Origin of the sequence: Marinomonas gallaica, assembly GCF_001639745.1 — a bacterium.
Taxonomy (GTDB): domain Bacteria; phylum Pseudomonadota; class Gammaproteobacteria; order Pseudomonadales; family Marinomonadaceae; genus Marinomonas; species Marinomonas gallaica.
In genome coordinates, this window is sequence record NZ_LTAX01000002.1 from 339,489 (window position 1) to 361,146 (window position 21,658).

The window sequence follows — 21,658 nt, forward strand, 5'->3', positions numbered from 1 at the left end:
AAAAACGAAATTATTTTTAATTCATTATTGCCGTTATTCTATCGCTCATCAAGCAACACACTTATAACCAAGGAGGACTATCGTGACAACCGCATTTGTGGTGATGTTTATGGCTGGCATAGTAACCGGCTTTTCAAAGTTTTCCGTAGGGGGAATGGGGCTAATCATATTGCCGATCGTCATGATTGCCTTTCCTGGTCCTGAAGCACTCGGGGCTTTATTGCCTTTATATATTATTACTGACGTGATGGCGGCTTGCAGCTACCGCAAGAATATCTCATGGCGGGTACTGGCACGCTTTTTACCGCTGGCTTTCATAGGGCTGCTTATCGGTTCTTACCTACTCGCCGACTTAAACGCAGATCAGTTTGTCACACTCCTCGGTGTGATCATTATTTCAATGATACTTTTAGGGCTTTACTTGGATGCACGGCCGAGTAACTTTATGCAAAAGCCCATAACGGCCTATTTTATGGGGCTAGCAGGTGGATTGGTTACGATGGTTGCAAATGCCGCAGGACCTTTATTCAGCTTATTCTTAATGGAGCAAAAGCTTAGCAAAGACAGCTACGTCAGCACTCGTGCTTGGGCCTTTCTGATCATCGATGTCATCAAGCTGCCGATGTATCTAGGTCTCGGACTGCTAACCCAAGAAAGCTTAACCATCGGTGCGTATGCCCTACCAGGTTTGTTAATCGGTGCGTTGATCGGCTACCACTTTTTAAAACATGTGACACCGGCACACTTTAAATGGCTAATCCGTCTTATGTCGTGCATCGCGGCTATGAAGTTAATGTTCTTTTCCTGAAAGCCACTTAGTGATTTTCCGACCTTCAAGATTCTATCAAGCATTACCACTTGTAAAGTCGTAATGCTTGCAACATCCTCTAATCTCTTTATTTTTTTAAGAACGATTATCATGCAGGTATTCCAAGATCTTGCCATCACCTTAGTTTTGTCTAGGCCACACTTCGCGCAAGAAGCAAAAAAAATAATCAAAAAATTCAAACAGTTATATTTTTAGATCCGATTACCAGTGAATTTACACTGACCCTTTCAATACGTAAGTTTTCCAGAATAAGCTTTTCTGAACCTTAACATTCACCTGACACCATCTTTGAAACGATTCTCTTATCTTGAATGGCGTGTTAGCGAATATCTTCATCGCTTATCACTTTGAAACCAAACTTAGGACGGAGGTCTTCATGAAATCAGCAAAGCAATTTTCAAATCAAGGCAATGCACTAGACACAGCGAAAGGCAATATGAGCACACCAGAATATTTGCTCAACAACCTGAATCAGCAGAACCTTACATCAGATTACGTTGCCCAAGTTCTTGACAGCTTACCACCAGGTCAAATCGTGCGTTACTTTGCACAAAACGGTCTTGAGGCACTATTTGAGCAGCAAGAAGAAACCACAGAGGACAATTATGGTAGCAATGCGACAGCGCTAGAGCTGAACACGGCACTGGATGCCAGCATTGATACGGAAATGGAAAACGACCTGTACTCTATTGAATTAGAAGAAGGCGAAAACTACTCTTTCACTGTTACAAGCGACGAACTTTCTTCACCTTATTTAGTGTTACGCAACAGTGATGGCAAGCGTATTTCAAGCGATGCTCAAGAAGACGATGAAACCAATACGTCATTCAGTTTTACAGCGCCACAGTCAGGCGTTTTCTACTTGGATTTATCTGACTTAGAAGACGACGCTTCTGGCAACTACAACATCAGTGTTACCTCGTCAGATGAAACCGATCCAGTCGATGAGACAGAAGACCCACAAGATGGCTCTGAAACCGACCCCGTCGATGAGACAGAAGACCCACAAGACGGCTCTGAAACCGATCCCGTCGATGAAACAGAAGACCCACAAGACGGCTCTGAAACCGACCCCGTCGATGAGACAGAAGACCCACAAGATGGCTCTGAAACCGATCCCGTCGATGAGACAGAAGACCCACAAGACGGCTCTGAAACCGACCCCGTCGATGAGACAGAAGACCCACAAGATGGCTCTGAAACCGGCCCCGTCGATGAGACAGAAGACCCACAAGATGGCTCTGAAACCGATCCAGTTGACGAAACGCCCGATGACACGGTTGTAGATGATTTTACAGCAGATACCACGACAGCGGGTGCGATTGTTGCCAACACAGAAGTACAAGGAACATTCGAACAAGCAGGTGATTCAGATTGGTACTCAATGAATCTTGAAGCAGGCACAGACTACACTATGACATTCTCTTCTGAGAATGTTGAAATCCCTGCTCTGGTGCTACGTGATGCAGAAGGCCAAACGGTTGAAAATAATTTCAGTATTACAGGTGATGATGTAGACATTAGTTTCACAGCAGAAGAAGCAGGTACCTACTTCCTAGATGCTAGTGATCTCTCTAGCGCTGCTATCGGAGACTACACATTAGCGTTAACCACTGACGAGCAAGATACTATTGAGATTCCTGAACTGGATGAAGACGACGTATCTGCAGACATTCTCACAAATAGCCTACTGGATGTCGGCAGTACAGTTGAAAGCTCGCTAGACTTCGCAGGCGATGAGGACTGGTTCGCCACCTCTCTAGAAGCAGGCATGACCTACGACATCTCCATGGAAAGCGATGCTCTAGAGTCTGGCCAGCTAGCCGTTATGGACAACGACGGTGAATTAGCGCTAGCCCTTGAAGAAGGTAATGAAGATGGCATCCTGTCCTTCACTGCCGAAGAGTCTGGCACCTACTTCATTGGTGCATCGGATGCGAATCCAGATGCAACCGGCGATTACCTAATCGGCGTACAGCAACAAACGACTGAAGATGTGATTGCATAGCAGCTCTCAATAATCATAGCTTGATAGCTAACCCTAGAAATAGCCAACCCTAGAAGGGTTGGCTATTTTCTGTGTTGCTAAAGTGCCTGTTTCTGTTTGCGCAGTTGCTTAATCGAGCTGACAATTAACATGGCTAAAGCCGCCCAAATTAAACCAAAAGTCACCAGTTTCTCACTGGAGAACGGTTCGTCGTAAAGAAAGACGGCCAACAAGAACATGGCACTGGGACCAATGTATTGAAAAAAGCCCAAGGTCACCAAACTGATTCGGTTTGCGGCCGCAGCAAAACACATCAGCGGCACCATAGTGACTGGCCCTGCGGCCATTAGAAGTAAACTAGACGCCCAATGGCCGCTCTGCATAAAACCAAAATCCGCACCAAACCAATACAGCTGAGACAGCGCGTAAGGCATCAAAATAGCCGTTTCTAACGTCATCCCCATAAAGCTATCCAAGGCGATTTTCTTTCGCACTAACCCATACAAACCAAAGCTCAGCGCCAGTGTTAGGGCTATCCATGGTAAGCGTCCGAATTGAATTACCTCAAACACCACGGCTAACAGGCACAGCCAAGCTGCCCACTGTTTTGGCCGATCAAGACGATCCTTAAAAAACACCATCCCCAATACAATGCTAACTAAAGGGTTGATGTAATAACCCAAGCTCGCACTCAGCAGTTGCTCGCTATTGACGGCATAAATATAAGTTCCCCAATTGACGGCAATTAATACCGAGGACAATGCAACCGCCAGCAATACCTTTGTGCTTAAAGCCTGCTTTAACGCTCGCCATTTGCGCATCGCTGTCATCAGTATCACGACTACCACAAACGACCATAAGATCCGATGCGATAAAATATCCAACGCGGGTATGTGGTCAATGGTTTTAAAATACAACGGAGCGATAGACCACAATAGAAACGCGGTAATCCCATAAAGCATGCCTGATTTTGCCGTCGAATCCATGTTTGACATTGTCACTCCGTGTCTAAGGTTTGGAAGCTAAAGTACATTAAGCCAATATGGCATCAAACTCTGCTAGTGTATTTCTCACACTGTGTTGCAGCGTCGTAACAAGGTGTTCAAAATCATTTAGTTGGCCAACATTGGCCGCTGTTTCTAATTGTCGTAGTAAATTAGCAAGCTGTAGTGCGCCAACCGCATCCGCGTCACCGGCCAATCGGTGCGCAATATCCGCTACCTCGTAATCATCTTGCTCAGCGTGCATTTGCTTTAGATCTGTCAAACCTTCAGCCATGGCATGCTCTAAACTGATTAACAACTTACGCAGCCGTTGTTCACCTAAAGCGGATAAGTGTGACCGTAGAAGAACTGGATCAATTAACTCAGAATCACCTTGTGTTTCTTTAAGCGAAGTCGACGGGGCTGTTTGAGTACGCATAATTTGCTGCAACGATTCTTGTTTAAACGGCTTAGGTAATACCGCCCAAATACCGGCTGCATGACACTTTTGCACATTGCTGGGTTGAACATTGGCCGTCAAGGCTACGACAGGTGTGTGCTGGTTTACACCAGACTCGGAACGAATGCGTTGTGCGATTTCTAAACCGCTCATGTTAGGCAGGTGAATATCCATTAAAATCAGATCAAATGGATCCGAGGCCATGGCAGCAAGAGCCTGAGTGCCGTTTTCAGCCAATGTCACTCGGTGCCCATCTTGCCTTAATAACTCCATCGTCACGGCCTGATTTATCGGCGTGTCTTCCACTAATAAAATCGACATAGATGGCAACGATGGCAGCACCGTCTCTAGCTGCGCCGGAGCATGCCTTGTTTCTGCGGGTATGTGAGCCAGAGGTACATAAAACCAAAACAGGCTGCCATGCCCAACATCACTGGTAACGCCGATCTCACCCTGCAGCACATTCACCAACTGAGCGGTAATGGCCAGCCCTAATCCAGTCCCACCGAAGCGTCGAGTAATGCTCTCGTCCGCTTGGCTAAAGCGCTCGAAAATCTGCGTTAAATAGTCTTCCGATATGCCAATGCCGGTGTCTTCTACTTCAAAGAACACACCATCGCTGTGGTCTGGGTCGTTAGCGGGCATCACCGTAATAGTCACGGTACCTGCTTCAGTAAATTTAATGGCATTCGATACAAGATTCGACAAAATCTGACGTAACGCTCCGGCTCCACCATAATATTGCTTGGCTAATTCGTCGCTGATGTTGACGGCAATCTGGCTGTTTTGCGCTTTTGCTTGGGCAGAAAACAGCAAGCTGGTTGACGACACTAACTCTTGAATCGAAAAAACACTCATTTCAGGGCAATACATGCCTTCTTCTAAGCGTGCATAGTCCAGCAAGCCATTTAGAATCTCTAGTAACGCATCACCAGACTGATAAATAGCATCGAGTTTTTCTTGGTTTGCAGCGGCTTGATCGGTGCGCTGCAACAACTCCACCATGCCTAAAATACCATTTAAAGGCGTTTTAATTTCATGGCTCATGGTCGCCAAAAACTGGCTTTTTGCTTTATTCGCTTGCTCGGCCGCCTCCTTCGCATCCTGTAATCGTTGCGTGCGGCGTAGGACCTGCTCTTGCAGCTGATCACGGTGGTAACGCAACTCCGCTTCAATTCGGTCTTTTTGCTTAATATCCTCTAAAATAGCTTCTCGCATATCGTTTAACGCATTCACCACTGCGTCTAACTCATCGTCTTGAGCTGCTTTCTTTTTATGCGGCAGACGCAACGTTTGTTTGAGATTTCCCGCGCCAATAGAGCGGGTATAACGTGACATGTATTCTAGGTGCCGTGTCACCATAAAATGCACGATCAGCAGCAGTAATAGACCATTCACTAATACTAAACCACTTTGAAACAATGCAATCTCAACGGCCGATCGCAGTAAACGAGACTGGATAGCCGCCATATCATGGTAAACCGTCAGCTCTCCAAGTAACCGCGAAGTGAGCTGACCATCACGGTCCTCATAATAGATATCAAAGGTCGTACCATAGGTTTGCGATACTTTTTCAGGAACATCCCCAACAACAATATCCTCTTGCCAGTCTTGAGAGTGCAACATCACGGCATTGACGTTAGAAAAGTTCATTATCCCTTTCAGTTGCAGCAACAACTGTTCTTGATCAAGATCCCATAGCCCCTTTCGAATACCTTCTATATGCGATGACGTAATGAAATCCGTTTGCTGCTGCAAAGCGACTCGCTCTCGACGATATTCGTTGTAGACCTGAATACTGGTCGAAACGAGTGCTAACAACAAGCTCAACGAAATCAGCTTAATAAAGATACGATAAGCCAGTGGGTGAGCTTGCTTATAACCTAATATTTTGGCTAAAACGGATGAAGGTGTCATGGAATATCCTGACCAGAAGTCTCTTCTGCAGTACTTTGTAAATACATCAAACGCTGCTGCTTCATCCATAAAGGAATCAGCTTAGGGTCACTTAGCAACGCTTTCAATTCGCTATTGAGCCTTGGCAACCATTGCATGAGTGGCGAGCGCTTAGATATGGCGACATACCAGTAATCACTGACATCCGTTGCGATAGAATCTATCTGCCCTGTAAGTCCAAAAGCATTAATCAGCAGTTGCCCTGACAACTTCCCCATGGGCACCGCATCTAAGCGATGATCGGCCAGCTTTAATAGGTTTTGATGTTGGCTCGATACCCATTCCAAACGCGGATACTTTGCCAATGCGCTGTCCACCCGGTCACCAAAGCTATCCCCCATTAACACGCCGACACGCTTACCAGATAAGCCTTCCCAATCGTTAAAGACCAGCGGTTTAGAGGCTGGGTAAAATAAGTTGATGTCTTCTCGAACAATCGGAGTTTCTAAGAACACCATGTATTCGGAACGTACTTCGTTCCTAAAACCGGTCATGATATCGACATTGCCAAGCTCGACCTCTTTCAAGCAACGTTGCCAGTTGCTGTCTTGTTGATCATCCACAGAAATACCGAGCGGTTTTAGGAGAGCGTGGACAATCATGGCATTTACACCTTCAACACGACCGCCAGGCGTTACCCATGAAACCGGAGGGTAAGCAGTCGTGCCACAGATGCGCACGGTTATATTGTTTAACGCAAGAGGCTCTTCAGAAAAGGCTTCTGTTGCCCATGCCGATACACTGAAAAACAGTGTCACGAGCCCAAAAGTTAAGGATCGCATGACTCATCTTCAATCGCGGAGACACTAAACAGATAACCCACACCATGCACGGTAATGATCATCGGAGGGCACTCTGGATCGTCAGCAAGCTTGCGGCGAATACGCCCGATCAACACATCAATCGTTCGATCCGTTGCATTCCAAGTGCGGTTTTTAATACGATCCATTAATTGGTCGCGACTTAATGGCGTGCCTTCATGCTCCATTAAAGTCAGCAGTAACTGAAATTCTCCTTCGGTTAACTGCGTGATTGTGCGATCGGAACGAACAAGCACTCTACGGGAAGTATCCAGATGCCATGGACCCAGAGGTCGTAAGACCGGTTCTTCTGTGGGCTTACTTGTGTCTCTTTGAGCGCGTACACGACGTATGAGGTTTTTACCTCGGGCAAGAATTTCACGTGGATTGAATGGTTTGCAAACGTATTCATCCGCACCGCATTCGAGACCAATAATGCGGTCAATTTCATCTTGTTTGCCGGTTACCAAAATAATACCAATCTCCGAACGAGATCGTAGCTCTCGTGTCAGCGTTAGGCCATCTTTACCGGGCAGGCGAATATCCAGCAGCACCAGATCAAATGTCTCATTTGCTAAACGCTGCTCGGCCGCTTCCGCGGTATCAACACCTTCAACGCTGTAGCCTTCTTCTGCAAAGTAGCTTTGCAGTGTTTCACGGGTGACGCCGGAGTCGTCTACCACGAGTATTTTGATTTCAGATGTCAGCATAGTCTGATCACAGTTAGCGTTAGGAAAGGAAAGAACACATCGTCATAAAGCCGTCATCAGGCTGTGATGTTGTAGGACTATAGCAATTCAAAGACTAAAAGATAAGCATTGCATTATCGGTTACTTATAAACAGGATGTAAACAAATAGACCCCTTGTAAACAGGCAACCCACATATATTACAAGTAGGTCAATGGATCGCATCCAAGGGTGACAGAGCATACAAGTTGATTACTCAATTAAAGCCCCTGTCCATAGACCAATGCCTCAAAAAATCGCCTTCGCCGACGAATTGTGCGCACATTAAGAGCAGCTCACTCACACAAGAAGCTATTCGCATGGCCATTCCTGCACGGGGCTTAGCGTGTCGCCCTGACAGTTGACTTACATTGGTGCATGACGCTTTCTCTTTCCCCTTCAAGCCTCGCCTAATTGACTCAACCATTCGCTTCAAACGTCATGTTTAAACGCAGACTTGGTGTATTACAGGTGACATTCGGCCGGAATTAACCGATTTTTAGCGTCACATTGTTCATACAAAGTATTACGAGTTGTTTGTGATTTGCTGAATTTATCCTGCTAAAACTTCATGACCTACTAAACTTAGGCTGTTTACTGAACCTTCATAAAAACGGCACAACACAAGAAAACAGGAACATAACATGTCATCAAATTCATCTACTAGAACGGCACAAATGCCTAGCTTATCGCTAGCGCTTATCCCCGTTATTCTGACGCTGGCGATACTCGGCGTTCAAATATTCTATTTTGGTGATTTCACACCACACATTCCTTTAGCCATCGGTTTAGCGATCACGGCACTGGTCGGTATTAAACTTGGACTGCGCTGGAAAGATATTGAAGAAGGTATTTTTCACGTTATTCACGTGTCCATGCCTTCGGTTTCTGTATTGATCTTAGTGGGTATGATCGTTGGTGTCTGGATCGCATCGGGTACTGTACCGACGCTGATTTACTACGGACTAACATTATTAACGCCTCAGATTTTCTTAGCCGCCGCGATGATCTTGTGTGCCGTGGTATCGCTTTCTTTAGGTACCTCTTGGGGTACGGTTGGTACGGTTGGTCTAGCACTCATGGGTATCGGTGCGGGGTTTGAAATCCCTATGTACTGGACCGCTGGTGCCGTTGTCTCAGGTGCCTTCTTCGGTGACAAAGTATCGCCACTTTCTGATACTACTAACTTAGCGCCTGCCGTAACCGGTACGGATGTGTTCTCTCACATCAAGAACATGATGCCAACGACTGTGCCGTCTATGTTGATCGCCTTAGTGATTTACCTCATTGCAGGTTTCACTATGATCGATAATGATAATGGATCATTTGAACGCATTACCGCCATCACTACATCACTGCAAAATAACTTCGAAATCTCAGCATGGTTACTGGCTCCCGCATTGGTTGTTATTGTGTTAGCGGTAAAGCGTATGCCACCTATTCCATCGCTTTTTGCAGGTGTACTAACCGGTGCTGCTGTGGCCATGATCACTCAAGGTGCTGGCGTACATGACGTGTTAACGTATGCGAACAGTGGTTACTCTATCCAAACATCTTCTGATGCCATCAACAGTCTATTAAATCGTGGTGGTGTCCAGTCCATGATGTGGACGATTTCGTTGATCTTGATTGCCCTTGGTTTTGGTGGCGCGCTCGAAAAAACACGCTGTCTAGAAGCCATCATCGCAGCTATTATGTCAAAAGTAGATTCATTCCGTGGCATTCAAACGTCTGCAACACTTACGTCTGTCGCGACTAACCTTGTCGCGGGTGACCCGTACCTATCAATCGCACTGCCTGGTCGTATGTACGCGCCGGTTTATCGTGGCATGAAATACTCCACATTGAACTTATCTCGAGCAATCGAAGAAGGCGGTACACTGGTATCACCTCTTGTCCCATGGAACGCGGGTGGTGCTTTTGTTATCGGCGCATTGGGCTTGACGATTGGCGACGGCAACTTTGAAAACCTTTTGTACATTCCATTAGCTTTCGCTTGTTGGATCTCCCCTGTACTGGGTCTGATCTACGCACAAATTGGTGTGTTCTCGCCAAAAGCGACGGCTGAAGAGCAAGCGCTTTGGAAGAAGCAAGGTGAAGCCATTGCAGACTATGCAGAAGGTTCATTATCTGAGCGCAGCGCATCCGGTGCTTATTCAAAATAATGGTGTTTGACAGTCATCATCGGCCATCGCCCTAAAATAGGTCGAGATGACAGTCATAAAAAACCGCTTGCAGTCAACGTTACTGCAAGCGTTTTTTTTGCGCTTTAAATACCTATAGCGACTTTGGTTTAGGCCAACCCACTAAAATCGAAGTCAACGCAACCAGCGCCAAAATCCAGCTGTACTGGACATGTGTAATCAATTCAATAGGTGAGATACCAGCCAACGAAGACGCCAATAGGATTTGCGCGCCGTAGGGTATCAGGCCTTGAATCACACAAGAGAAGATATCCAGTAAGCTCGCACTACGGCGAGGATCCACGCCATATCGAGTCGCCACGTCTTTTGCAACGGAGCCGTTGATCAAAATAGCGACCGTGTTATTTGCTGTACATAAGTTTGTAAGCGCAACCGACGCACTGATACTCAATTCGCCCGCTCTCTGGGAGCCTTCTTTAGCACCCAATCGACGGCTGATCGACTCAATCGTTTGCACGATCCAGTCCAAGCCACCTTGGGATTTCATCAGACCACCCAAACCGCCAATCAACAACGATAGAATCATGATTTCCTGCATGCCGGTGTAGCCTGAGTAAATATCTTTCGACAAGCTTGCCACACTGTAATCCGCCATCGTTAGCAAGCCAATAACTCCAGCCAGCACAATGCCTGAAAATAACACCAACAGTACGTTAACACCGAGCACAGCCAACACTAGAACCGCTACATAAGGTAAGACTAACCAGATATCAAAGTCCTGCAAATCTTCGACCTGTGCCTGTGAGCCTTGGAAAAAGAGCCATACCAACACCAATAACGCAGCAGGCAATGCAATTTTAAAGTTCATACGGAATTTATCGCGCATTTCACAACCTTGTGTACGCGTTGCGGCTATTGTCGTATCGGAAATAATCGACAAGTTATCACCAAACATCGCGCCGCCCACCACAGCACCCACCGTCGTGAGCAATGGCAAATCGGCGGCATCCGCCACACCAATTGCAATCGGTGCAATCGCTGCGATTGTCCCCATCGAAGTCCCCATCGACGTCGCCACAAAAGCGGTAATGATGAAGATCCCAGGTAAGATGAAGCTCGGAGGGATAATACTTAAACCAAAGTTCACCGTCGCATCGACCCCGCCAATGGCTTTTGCCACACTCGCAAAGGCACCCGCCAACAAGTAAATCAACACCATCGTGATGATAGTGGGATCACCCACACCTTTCATAAAGGTTTCAATACGGTCATTCAAAGCGCCACGGCTTAGCAAAATAGCCAATACCAAAGCTGGCAAAATCGCCACAGGTGCTTGAATTTGATAGAACGCAAAATCAACGTCTTGGCTTTGGTACCACAGGCCACTGCCAACGAAAAGCGTCAAAAAGAGAATCAGTGGCAGCAATGCCACAGGGGTTGGTTTGCTCATAATAACTGTTGTTTCCAGCTTAATTTCTTGGAGATCGTAGCTTTTGGCTACGGTTAGGCGGGCATGATAGGAAATTCTTACAGCACTCGCCAATATTAAATCGTACTTTTATGGCATCGTTTCGTTATAACTAAAAATTCACATCCTCTAAAATTAAGAAACTAAAAGAAATAAAAAAGCCCAGCGAGGCTGGGCTTAGCGGTCTGACATAATACGGTTTCGATTACGGCAATTTATAAGCCACAACATAATCCCCGATTGTCGTGCCCAGTGAGCCGTGGCCACCAGCTACTTGTATGACCATTTGCTCGCCTTGACTATTCAAATACGTCATAGGGGTCGCTTGGCCACCTGCCGGCAAACGTGTTTCCCATAGCTGAGCACCGGTTTTGACATTGTAGGCACGTAAATAGTTATCCACACTTGCGGCCATGAATGCGACACCGCTGTCTGTGATAATCGGTCCGCCGATACCTGGCACGCCGATTTTGATCGGTAATTTCAGCGGTGTTAAATCCTCAATGGTGCCGTTTTTATGCTGCCATGCCGTTTTACCTGTGCGTAAATCAACCCCAGCAACATAACCCCATGGCGGTTGCTGACATGGTACGCCAATAGGCGACAAGAACGGCCCCATTTCCACCGCATAAGCCGCGCCTGCATTTTCGTTAAGGCCCTGTTCACCTTGGTTCGTTTCACCCAAATCTTGGCCTTCTTTCGCCACCAACTTAGACGTAAACGCTAAGTATAATGGCATACCAAACATCACTTGGCGTTTAGGGTCGACCGCCACACTGCCCCAATTGAACACACCAAAGTTACCGGGATACACCAAGGTGCCTTTTTCAGACGGCGGCGTGTAACGACCTTCGTAATTCAAACTGTTGAATTCAATACGACATAACATTTGGTCGATAGGTGTCGCTCCCCACATTTTGGCTTCCGTCAGCGGATCAGGTTTAAACGTCACCGCTGACGTCGGTTGCGTTGGTGCACTGAAGTCACCAGGGATCGCCCCCTGCGGCGCAGGTTCTTCCGTAATTGGAAAGATCGGTTCACCTGTTGCACGGTTCAGCACATACACATCACCCTGCTTGGTTGGCACCACCAATGCAGGCTGTTTGCCATCGTCGGTGTCCAAGTCAATCAAGACGGGCTGTGCTGGTGTATCCATGTCCCATAAATCATGATGCACAAATTGTTGCACCCATTGTGCTTGTCCTGTCTCAAGACTCAACGCCACAACAGACGTCGAGTATTTTTCATCCGCTGGAGAACGATACATCCCTAATTGATCAGGTGTGCGGTTGCCCATCGGGAAGTAAGCGAGGCCAAGCTCTTCGTCTGCACTTGCTACCGACCAGCTATTTGGTGAGCTAACTGCATACGTTTCATCTGCACCGATAGGTGTCGTGTCCTCAGGGTGGCCCGCATCCCAATTCCACTTCAGTTCACCGGTTTTCACATCGTAACCACGGATCACACCCGATGGCGAGTTAACCGCATAATTATCATTCACAGCGCCAGCGACGACCACTTTACCATTGGCTACTAACGGCGGCGAAGTGGAATAGTAATAGCCCGACTGCTTGTAAGGCATGTTATGCATTAGGTCTAATGTGCCTGCGTCTGCAAAGTTCTTACACAGCGCCCCTGTCATCGGATCAAACGCTAACAAACGCGCATCCGATGTTGGCATAAATAATTGAGCATCACACTGAACCGGCGCTAAGTCCTCAGAAGGCTGCGTCATTTTCATCGCGATATTTTGTGTATTTGGATTACTTGGAGGCAAATACGAAACACCACGACACGTCTGATGTTGACGCTGACTCTCTGCTGGAACTTTGGCATCGTACTTCCAAAGTTCTTTACCCGTGTCGGCGTCCAGTGCAATTAACCAGTTGTGAGGTGTACAAAGGTACAGAGCATTGCCAATTTTGAGTGGTGTTGCTTGATAGGTGGTTTCCGTGACATCTTTTGGGCCTTTCGTATCGCCTGTTTGATATTCCCATGCTAATTCAAGGTCTGAGACATTATCGACGGTAATTTGATTCGCAGGTGAAAAGCGTTGCCCCAAATTACTGCGACCATAAGCCAACCATTCGTCTTGCCCTTCAAAACCGGTATTGGCATCTTCATCAATGACTGTATTTGCCATCGTGCCTTTAACGGCTGTAGAGTCTTCCATCGCCAGTGGACTTAACGTAATCGCACCACAAATTGCCCACACGGGCAGTAACAGTGCATTAGCACGCACGCCCTGGCGACGAACGAAAATAAGTAAAGGCACGGCCATCACTAACCAAAGCCCCATTCGACTCGCGAGCGGCCACCAGTTTAGTCCTGACTCCCAAAGCGCCCACGCCATTGTCCCCAGTAATAACAATGCGTAAACAGAATTGGCCAGCACTCGACGACGCTTGAGCGTCACGCCGACGACGATAAACATTAGGCCAGCAATCAGATAGTAAGGGCTTCCACCGAGCGCTAAGAGCCAAATCCCACCGGCAGATAACGCAATACCGATTACACTAAACAGTACGGTTAAAAGAATCATGGTACAAATACACTCCTTGTGAAAAGATAAAAGTGAAGACGAATATATTTAGAGTAGAAACTATTTTCACAAAATGTAAAAGCTCAGCAACACTATTCCCTGTTTGTTAAGAATTTGAGCAGAATGTGCACCGATAAACCGCTAATTTACAACAAACTAATTTTTAGGGCGCACGCGCAAAGCCACTCGTTAAACATAATTAATTTAATTTTTTCGTGATGTAATAATTTTTAAGCAATGTCGTCTAATAAAAAGACAACCTTTAAGTCACATCATCACCTTATTTTTCTAGGTAGAATCTTATGAAGAAAATCGTTTTGGCCTGCACTGTTCTATTAATAGGGGGGATCCTTTTTACTCTATTTGGTGACTATCTTACGCTCACTTCGATGCAGCAAAACCTAGCGCAATTTCAGGACTGGCGAGATCAACAGCCTATTTTAGTCACCCTCGTTTTCTTTGTGCTGTATGTGTTGATGACAGCGCTGTCCATCCCGGGTGCAACCTTGCTAACGTTGGCTGGCGGAGCGCTATTTGGTTTAGCTTGGGGTCTGGCGATTATTTCCTTTGCCAGCACATTAGGCGCCACACTCGCGTTCATTGGCGCACGTTTCTTTTTGCGTGACTGGGTACAAAAACGCTTTCATCAACGCTTAAAAGCGATCAACCAAGGTGTCGAAAAAGACGGAGGCTTTTACTTATTCACACTTCGTTTGGTTCCGGTTTTCCCTTTCTTTTTGATCAACTTACTCATGGGCTTAACGCCGATCAAGACTTGGACATTTTACTGGGTGTCTCAGGTCGGCATGTTGGCAGGCACAGCCGTGTACGTGAACGCTGGCACACAGCTGGCGCAGATTGATAGCCTTGGCAGTATTGTTTCTCCCAGCCTACTTGCTTCGTTCGCTCTATTGGGTATTTTTCCTTGGATAGCAAAACTGCTACTGGGCTTCATCAAAAAACGTCGAGTGTACGAGCAGCATCAACCACCAAAGCATTTCGATCGTAACCTAATTGTTTTAGGTGGCGGTGCCGCGGGGTTAGTAAGCGCCTACATTGCAGCGACAGTAAAAGCAAAAGTCACCCTTATAGAACAACAACATATGGGAGGCGATTGCCTGAATTTTGGCTGCGTCCCAAGTAAAACCTTGATCAAAAGTGCCAAAGTAGCGCACCAGATGCGTTATGCCGAGCGTTACGGCTTAACCAATGCTACGCCAGTTTTCTCGTTTAAAACCGTTATGGCTCGGGTGCAGGACGTAATCAGCCAAATTGAACCACACGATAGCATTGAGCGTTATACCCATCTCGGTGTCGATGTGCGTCAAGGCCACGCTAAGCTGATAGACCCTTGGACCGTTCGCATTACTTCCCCTGATGGAAGTGAGGACACACTAACCAGTCGCAGCATCGTCATCGCTACCGGAGCTCGACCTTTTGTGCCTGAAATGAAAGGCTTAGATGACGTTCCGTACGTCACCAGCGATACTCTTTGGCAAACATTTAAGGACTTAGAAACACCACCTAAGCGTTTATTAGTTCTAGGCGGAGGTCCCATTGGCTGTGAATTGTCCCAAGCACTGCAGCGTCTTGGTAGCCAAGTCACGTTATTGGAAAAAAGTGAGTCTTTGCTATCAAGAGAGGACAAAGATGTCAGCAGCTTAGTCAAAGATACGCTAACGGCCGAAGGCATCGATATACGGTTACAAACACACGCCACGCACTTCGTTTTTAAAGATGGCCAAGCCAGCGTCTACGCTTCTGAGAAGGGTAAGGAAAGTCGTATCGAGTTTGACTATGTGCTGCTAGCGTTAGGTCGCCAAGCACGCTTAAAAGGCTTTGGCCTAGAAGAGCTGGGCATCCCTTGCGAACGAACCATCGAGACGAATGCGTTTTTAGAAACCTTGTATCCAAACATTTTGGCCGCGGGCGATGTCGCAGGGCCATACCAATTAACGCATGTAGCAGCACACCAAGCTTGGTATGCCAGCGTAAACGCCCTATTTGGCCAGCTAAAACGCTTTAAAGCCGATTATCGTGTGATTCCTGCGGTCACTTTTGTTGAGCCTCAAGTGGCTCGTGTGGGACTGAACGAAGCCGACGCCAACGCTCAGAACATTGACTATGAAGTAACGGTTTACGATGTGTCTGATTTAGATCGCGCCATTACTGAAAGCCAAGCTACCGGTTTTATCAAGGTACTCACCGAGCCCAACAAAGACCGTATCTTAGGTGTTACGATTGTGGCTGAACAGGCGGGAGAAATGCTGCCAGAGTTTGTTCTAGCGATGAAACATGGACTGGGTCTAAACAAAGTATTGGGCACCATTCATGCTTATCCAACCTGGGCTGAAGCCAATAAGTATGCCGCTGGAGAATGGAAAAAAGCCCACGCGCCTAAGGCCATCATGAAATGGTTAGAGCGTTATCATGCATGGCGCAGAAGAAGTTAACGGATACGCCACAGACAAGCATACGTTAACCTTAATGCTTGTCTGTGGCGGCGAGTGAATTACTCAATTTTTTATAGATCGATAGAGACGTTAAAATGCATCCGTCTCATGTCGGTTAGTGTTTTCTTTTGGCAACGGATTCACATCGTCGTAGCAAACAGAATGACTTTGATCTTGAATCATTCGTACATGCTTACGATTAAGCTGACGCGCTTCACTCACACCACAAGCATGAGCAATCAAACCAATGCTGTACGCTATTTCACTGGCGTAGTTTGCAACACGGACAGATTTTTCTTCCGGCACCAGCCCTTTTTGCAGCTCAGTATCGTGCGTAGTAATCCCTGTAGGACACGTATTATGGTTACATTTCAGCGCTTGAATACAGCCTAATGAGAATAAGAAACCACGAGCACTGACCACAAAATCCGCCCCCATCGCCAAAGCCCAAGCCGCTTTGCCAGGTGTCACCAGCTTACCTGTTGCAATGATTTTGATGCGCGAACGCAAGCCATAGGATGTCACGCGATTGACGACTTCTGGTAAGCTCTCACGGATGGTTACACCTACATAATCGATCAATGTTTGCGGGGCTGCGCCCGTACCGCCATCAGCACTGTCCAAAGTAATGAAGTCGGGCGCATACTCCAAACCACGCTGATGAATGCGAGAGAAGAACTCATCAAAAAAGCTCAAATCACCGACGACCATTTTGATACCCGTCGGTTTACCCGTTAGTTCACGCACATGGTGAATCATGTTAAGCAAATCATCGGTACAAGAAATGTCGACGTGTCGATTTGGGCTGATAGAATCTTCACCCTCTTTGATATGACGGACCTCAGCAATCTCCGCTGTCACCTTGGCACCTGGTAGCATGCCACCTTTACCAGGCTTCGCGCCTTGAGACAGTTTAATCTCAATCATTTTCACTTGTTCATGAGAGGCAACTTTCAGTAGACGATCATCGTCCAAATGCCCCTGTTCGTCTTGTACGCCGTATTTTGCAGTACCAATTTGAAAAACAATGTCGCAACCGCCTTCAAGATGATAAGGCGATAGACCGCCCTCGCCAGTATTCATCCATATACCGGCTTGCTTTGCCCCCTTAGACAAGGCCCTCACGGCAGGCTTAGACAATGCTCCATAACTCATGCCAGAAATATTCACTAAGGACGACGCTCGGTAGGGATGACGCGCGGTGTGCTCACCGATACAAACTTCTGCTGGCTTAACCGCTTCTTCTTTCAATTTAGGAAACACGCTGCTGACAAAGAAAATATCGCCAGGAGTTTCTAACGAGCGTGTCGAGCCAAAGGCCGTTGTGGTGTCTTCGTGTTTTGCAGCACGGTAAACCCAAGAACGCTCAGCACGATCAAACGGCCGCTCATCACGGTCAAAGGCAAAGAAGTATTGGCGAAAAAACTCTCCCATGTGCTCAAGGGTATAGCGCATGCGGCCAATGACAGGATAATTTCGGCGTATCGTATGTTTAGTTTGGCTAACATCAACCCAGTACATAAAAGCGATGTACACACACCCTACAACCAAAGCACACAAAAATATTAGCGCCCCCCAGTGAATGATGGATTCTGACAAACTCGTCAAAAAGTTCATGCCCTTTCCTTAATAATTAACGTTGTAAACTAAGATGACATGAGTCTGACGAATGAACAACTCCCAAAACAAGCAAGAGTACAGTAAACAATCAGCACTTAAGCTACTGTTAAGGATTGCCACATATATTGCGATGCTTAAAATAATGTTTAAGGCTGTTATCTGTGAGACGCATTCTATCCGCAAGGCCCTCTATTAAAATTCAACACTTAATTCTTCTGTTATCGTTGTATTACTCGTTAGTATTGAACAGAGCATTATTAGACAAGCTATTTCAACTGGCCGCTGACAGTAATCTTGCGATATTCCCTTATACCGCTCCCATTCTATTATTTTGCTTACTGGCGTTTCTGTTTACCGTGGTTTCGCTTCCTTACGTGTTTAAACCGTTCATGATTTTCCTAACACTCACATCAGCGATTGCCATGTATGGAGTTGAGCAGTACCACATTTTACTGGGTGTGAGCATGATGGAAAATGTTTTTGAAACCAATCAAAATGAATTGAGTACCTACATTAGCCTGAGCTCAGTACTTTTTATTATGATGTATGGCATCCTACCTAGTTTATTAATTGGCTTCGTTAAGATTGAGTATCCGAAAGGCATCTGGGGACAATTTAAACCACGCTTAGGTGTTTTTTTAATCGGTATCATTGGCATCGGATGCGTTCTTTCAACGGAATATAAAAACTATGCATCCATTGGTCGTAATAACCATTATTTAGGAGGAATGATCATTCCGGCTCAGTTTTTTAACTCGATAAAGTACCTAAATAAGACCTATTTTACAGCCCCACTTCCTTACGTCTCGTTAGGTGACGATGCCCAGATTGCCACCAGCCAAAATGCTAAACCAACTCTTGTGGTACTCATCTTAGGAGAAACCGCTAGGGCAAAAAATTTTTCATATAATGGCTATGAGCGTAATACTAATCCTTACACTATGGTCGATCCCCTCATTTCATTTACAGATGTAACATCATGTGGCACCTACACAGCTCGGTCAGTACCTTGTATGTTTTCCGATTTGGGTCAAAATGATTTTGAAAAAGCACGTGCTCAAAGCCGAGATAGCCTTGTCGACGTGATCAGGAAAGCCGGTGTCGAGACGTTATGGATTGAAAATGACGGAGGCGATAAAGGTGTTGCTCGGACAAGCAGCACGATGAATGCTATTTCTCAAGTAAGCCCTTTTTGTCAAAAGGATTACTGCTACGATGAAAGCTTAATTGCACCAATGAAAGCGTTTATTGAGTCAGCGCCACAAAACAAATTTGTCGTGCTGCACACGATGGGAAGCCACGGTCCGACTTATTGGCAACGCTACCCTCAATCGATGGAAATTTTCTCGCCTAGCTGCAATCAAAGTGATATCGAAAATTGCACCGATGAGGCAATTCGGAACGTGTATGACAATACCATTGCCTACACAGACTATTTCATCGCCAAGACCATTGAGACACTTAAACCCTTTCAGTCACAGTACAACATTGCCCTATCGTACATATCCGATCATGGAGAATCATTAGGCGAAAGTGGCCTATATCTTCATGGTACGCCTTATGCCATAGCACCCAAAGAGCAAACTCACGTGCCATGGCTACTTTGGCTACCCGAACAATACGCACACAGTAAGGGGATTGATAAAGCGTGTGTGTCAAAGAAAGCAAGTGAAACAGCACTTTCTCACGACAACTTATTCCACTCTATTTTAGGCTTATATGGCATCCAGACTCGTGCCAAAAGCCAACAACTGGATCTGTTCAGCTCATGCAAAAGCCATCTTCTAACACATGACGCATAATCGCATAGCGATTTTTGCCGGACTCCCCACTAACCCAACGACCGACGACTCCATCTATGCCAACAATTGGCTGTAATAATCGAGCCAACTGAAAAAGCACAATCACCAAACTGGATTGTGCTTTTCTAATTAACAAGAACTAACGCATTGGACGCTGTATCGCTTATTTCTTGATCTGACGAGCGTGATAAATCACAAAACCCTGCGCTTTATGAAGCTTTTGATGCTTACCTAACGAAGCATCGATCAATGGCGGGTAACGTAAGAAATCATTCGCAACTACGAACAGTTCGCCGTTTAAGGTCAAATGCTGTTTCACACCGATAAAGAAACGCTCTGCGATGGAGTAGTCGGTATGAACGCCTGAGTGGAATGGCGGATTGGTAATCACATAATTAAACCGGCCTTTCACATTATCCAAGCCATTCGATGCAATCAGCGTCAGCGCGGCACTTGCGTCATTGGCCGCAAACGTCAACTCGGTGGCTTTCAACGCCAAAGCCGAGTCATCCAATGCAGAAATATTGGCGCCCGTTTTTTGGTGTAACCACATACTGATAATGCCGTCACCACAACCAAAATCAAGCAAGCGCGCATTGGCAACATCACTCATAAAACGATGCTGCGACAACTGTTCCAGCAGCAATGTCGTGCCTTTGTCGGCTTTCCCATGGCCAAACACGCCAGGAATGCTACACAAGGTGAACGTCTGCCCTGCCACGTCTTGATCCCAGCGTTTGACCCATTTATCAAATACAAAGGGCGCCGCTTCACCCAGTTTACGCCCGCTAAACAGCAAACAGTGCTTGGCACTTTCAACTTTGCCCACTTCTTCAAGCGGCGCCACCAAGCGCTTCATAGAAGACTTCACACCACTTTTATTATCGCCCACTAACCAAACACAACCACCTTGCTTCAACAAAGGTAACGTGACCGCTAGAAGATAATCTAATAGCTCTTTCGCTTTCGGCTGATAAATAATGACGTGGTCAAATTCATTCGCCTTGGTATCATCCCACTGGTGACCAAAGTGTAAAACGTCTTCGCCCATCCCCAGTCGAGTCAGAAGGTCGAACACTGTACGCGACTGACACCAAGCATAGACCGTTGCGTCTTTGCTTAAATTATGTGGGTAAGCGTCTTCTGGGTTGGCGAATAATACCTTGCCAGTGAAGTGAGATGCGTTGCGCTCTAGCAGTAAGCTAGGGGAATTAAGAGTCATAGGATCGAGATAGCTCATGTAAGGTCAGGTTCGAGACTGGCGCTAATAAATGGTTCAAACGCTCAGTCGAAAGGTCTAGTTGGGCCCGAGGATAAATCGGTGTCGGGCGATCGTTCACCAGTGGCGCATGCCAGCCTTTGGTAAGCGATAAAAAATCATCAGTGAAAGCCGCGCCATGCTCTAAGCATCCCGCTAGAATGACATCCACATAACTCAAAACAATCGGGTACACATGACACGGCTCTACCACTTGCTGCGTATGGTATACCCAATAGGTACCTTCTGGTAACGTTTCTTGGTGATAAGACTGTAATTGATGGCGCTCAAGTTGTGCACGCTGATAGCCCTGTTCACGCTCATCAAATAGTGGAAACTGATCTTCTTCCACTTCGATTAGCACGCCATTACAGGCTTTCGCTTCCGCTTTCATCACCGCTACAGAGCTCATTCCTAGAGCCGTAGACATCACCGCCCACGATCGTTCATAGCCGAGTAACTTTACTGGCCACACTTGGCCTGTTTCACCCGTTTTAGCACGGCTTTCTGAGCTGATAAGGCTGCCGTAGCCTAGAATAAAGTGGCGGCTCATGGTCGATTCCTTCACAGGGTCACAAAGATAGAACCAAATGATAACGCGCGTTGCTGGCGGAGGCTAGCGGCTAAGC

At 46.5% G+C, this 21,658-nt stretch carries 14 protein-coding genes; 5 read left to right on the plus strand and 9 right to left on the minus strand.

Translation table 11 applies throughout. From position 1 onward, the window contains the following. Positions 1 to 82 precede the first annotated feature (82 nt). Together AYW76_RS03675 and AYW76_RS03680 are read left to right on the plus strand one after the other, a co-directional pair. Complete coding sequence (locus AYW76_RS03675) at positions 83 to 808, plus strand: sulfite exporter TauE/SafE family protein (protein WP_082866087.1); 726 nt, start codon at positions 83 to 85, stop codon at positions 806 to 808. Between the two features lie 397 nt (positions 809 to 1,205). Beyond that, positions 1,206 to 2,837: a pre-peptidase C-terminal domain-containing protein gene (locus tag AYW76_RS03680; RefSeq protein ID WP_067215914.1), complete on the plus strand. Its 1,632-nt coding sequence runs from the start codon at positions 1,206 to 1,208 to the stop codon at positions 2,835 to 2,837. A 77-nt stretch (positions 2,838 to 2,914) separates the two neighbouring features. Here the strand turns inward: AYW76_RS03680 and rarD are convergent, their stop codons facing one another. The 4 genes from rarD to AYW76_RS03700 are packed head-to-tail and all read right to left on the minus strand — an operon-like array spanning position 2,915 to position 7,725. Further along, positions 2,915 to 3,811, minus strand: coding sequence for an EamA family transporter RarD (gene rarD / locus AYW76_RS03685; RefSeq protein ID WP_231872542.1), 897 nt, complete (start codon positions 3,809 to 3,811; stop codon positions 2,915 to 2,917). A 37-nt stretch (positions 3,812 to 3,848) separates the two neighbouring features. Next, positions 3,849 to 6,176: an ATP-binding protein gene (locus tag AYW76_RS03690; protein WP_067215918.1), complete on the minus strand. Its 2,328-nt coding sequence runs from the start codon at positions 6,174 to 6,176 to the stop codon at positions 3,849 to 3,851. Then, positions 6,173 to 6,997, minus strand: coding sequence for a substrate-binding periplasmic protein (locus AYW76_RS03695; RefSeq protein WP_067215921.1), 825 nt, complete (start codon positions 6,995 to 6,997; stop codon positions 6,173 to 6,175). The genes AYW76_RS03690 and AYW76_RS03695 overlap by 4 nt, the downstream gene beginning before the upstream one ends. Further along, complete coding sequence (locus AYW76_RS03700; protein ID WP_067215924.1) at positions 6,985 to 7,725, minus strand: response regulator; 741 nt, start codon at positions 7,723 to 7,725, stop codon at positions 6,985 to 6,987. The genes AYW76_RS03695 and AYW76_RS03700 overlap by 13 nt, the downstream gene beginning before the upstream one ends. 661 nt (positions 7,726 to 8,386) lie before the next feature. Between AYW76_RS03700 and nhaC the strand changes: the two genes are divergently transcribed. Further along, entirely contained in the window at positions 8,387 to 9,907 is a 1,521-nt protein-coding gene (gene nhaC / locus AYW76_RS03705) for a Na+/H+ antiporter NhaC (protein ID WP_067215927.1), read from the plus strand. 112 nt (positions 9,908 to 10,019) lie between these two features. On the opposite strand, the gene AYW76_RS03710 is transcribed toward nhaC, so the two are convergent. Together AYW76_RS03710 and AYW76_RS03715 are read right to left on the minus strand one after the other, a co-directional pair. Continuing rightward, positions 10,020 to 11,336, minus strand: a complete 1,317-nt coding sequence (locus AYW76_RS03710; RefSeq protein ID WP_067216121.1) for a Na+/H+ antiporter NhaC family protein — start codon at positions 11,334 to 11,336, stop codon at positions 10,020 to 10,022. Positions 11,337 to 11,559: 223 nt separating this feature from the next. Next, positions 11,560 to 13,896 carry a glucose/quinate/shikimate family membrane-bound PQQ-dependent dehydrogenase gene (locus AYW76_RS03715; RefSeq protein WP_067215931.1) on the minus strand — a complete coding sequence of 779 codons (2,337 nt, stop codon included), beginning with the start codon at positions 13,894 to 13,896 and terminating at the stop codon, positions 11,560 to 11,562. A gap of 302 nt (positions 13,897 to 14,198) precedes the next feature. On the opposite strand from AYW76_RS03715, the gene AYW76_RS03720 reads away from it, so the two are divergent. After that, positions 14,199 to 16,349, plus strand: coding sequence for an FAD-dependent oxidoreductase (locus tag AYW76_RS03720; RefSeq protein ID WP_067215935.1), 2,151 nt, complete (start codon positions 14,199 to 14,201; stop codon positions 16,347 to 16,349). 90 nt (positions 16,350 to 16,439) lie between these two features. On the opposite strand, the gene AYW76_RS03725 is transcribed toward AYW76_RS03720, so the two are convergent. Continuing rightward, positions 16,440 to 17,966 carry an FMN-binding glutamate synthase family protein gene (locus AYW76_RS03725; protein WP_067215938.1) on the minus strand — a complete coding sequence of 509 codons (1,527 nt, stop codon included), beginning with the start codon at positions 17,964 to 17,966 and terminating at the stop codon, positions 16,440 to 16,442. A gap of 164 nt (positions 17,967 to 18,130) precedes the next feature. Between AYW76_RS03725 and AYW76_RS03730 the strand changes: the two genes are divergently transcribed. Beyond that, on the plus strand, positions 18,131 to 19,771 hold the full coding sequence (locus tag AYW76_RS03730) for a phosphoethanolamine transferase (RefSeq protein ID WP_197467756.1): 1,641 nt from the start codon (positions 18,131 to 18,133) through the stop codon (positions 19,769 to 19,771). A gap of 163 nt (positions 19,772 to 19,934) precedes the next feature. Here the strand turns inward: AYW76_RS03730 and AYW76_RS03735 are convergent, their stop codons facing one another. Then, the gene (locus AYW76_RS03735) at positions 19,935 to 20,993 is read right to left on the minus strand and encodes a class I SAM-dependent methyltransferase (protein ID WP_067215946.1); all 1,059 of its coding nucleotides are present in this window, start codon (positions 20,991 to 20,993) and stop codon (positions 19,935 to 19,937) included. Next, positions 20,983 to 21,582: a gamma-glutamylcyclotransferase family protein gene (locus tag AYW76_RS03740; RefSeq protein ID WP_067215948.1), complete on the minus strand. Its 600-nt coding sequence runs from the start codon at positions 21,580 to 21,582 to the stop codon at positions 20,983 to 20,985. Before AYW76_RS03740 ends, AYW76_RS03735 begins: the two co-directional genes overlap by 11 nt. Positions 21,583 to 21,658 lie beyond the last annotated feature (76 nt).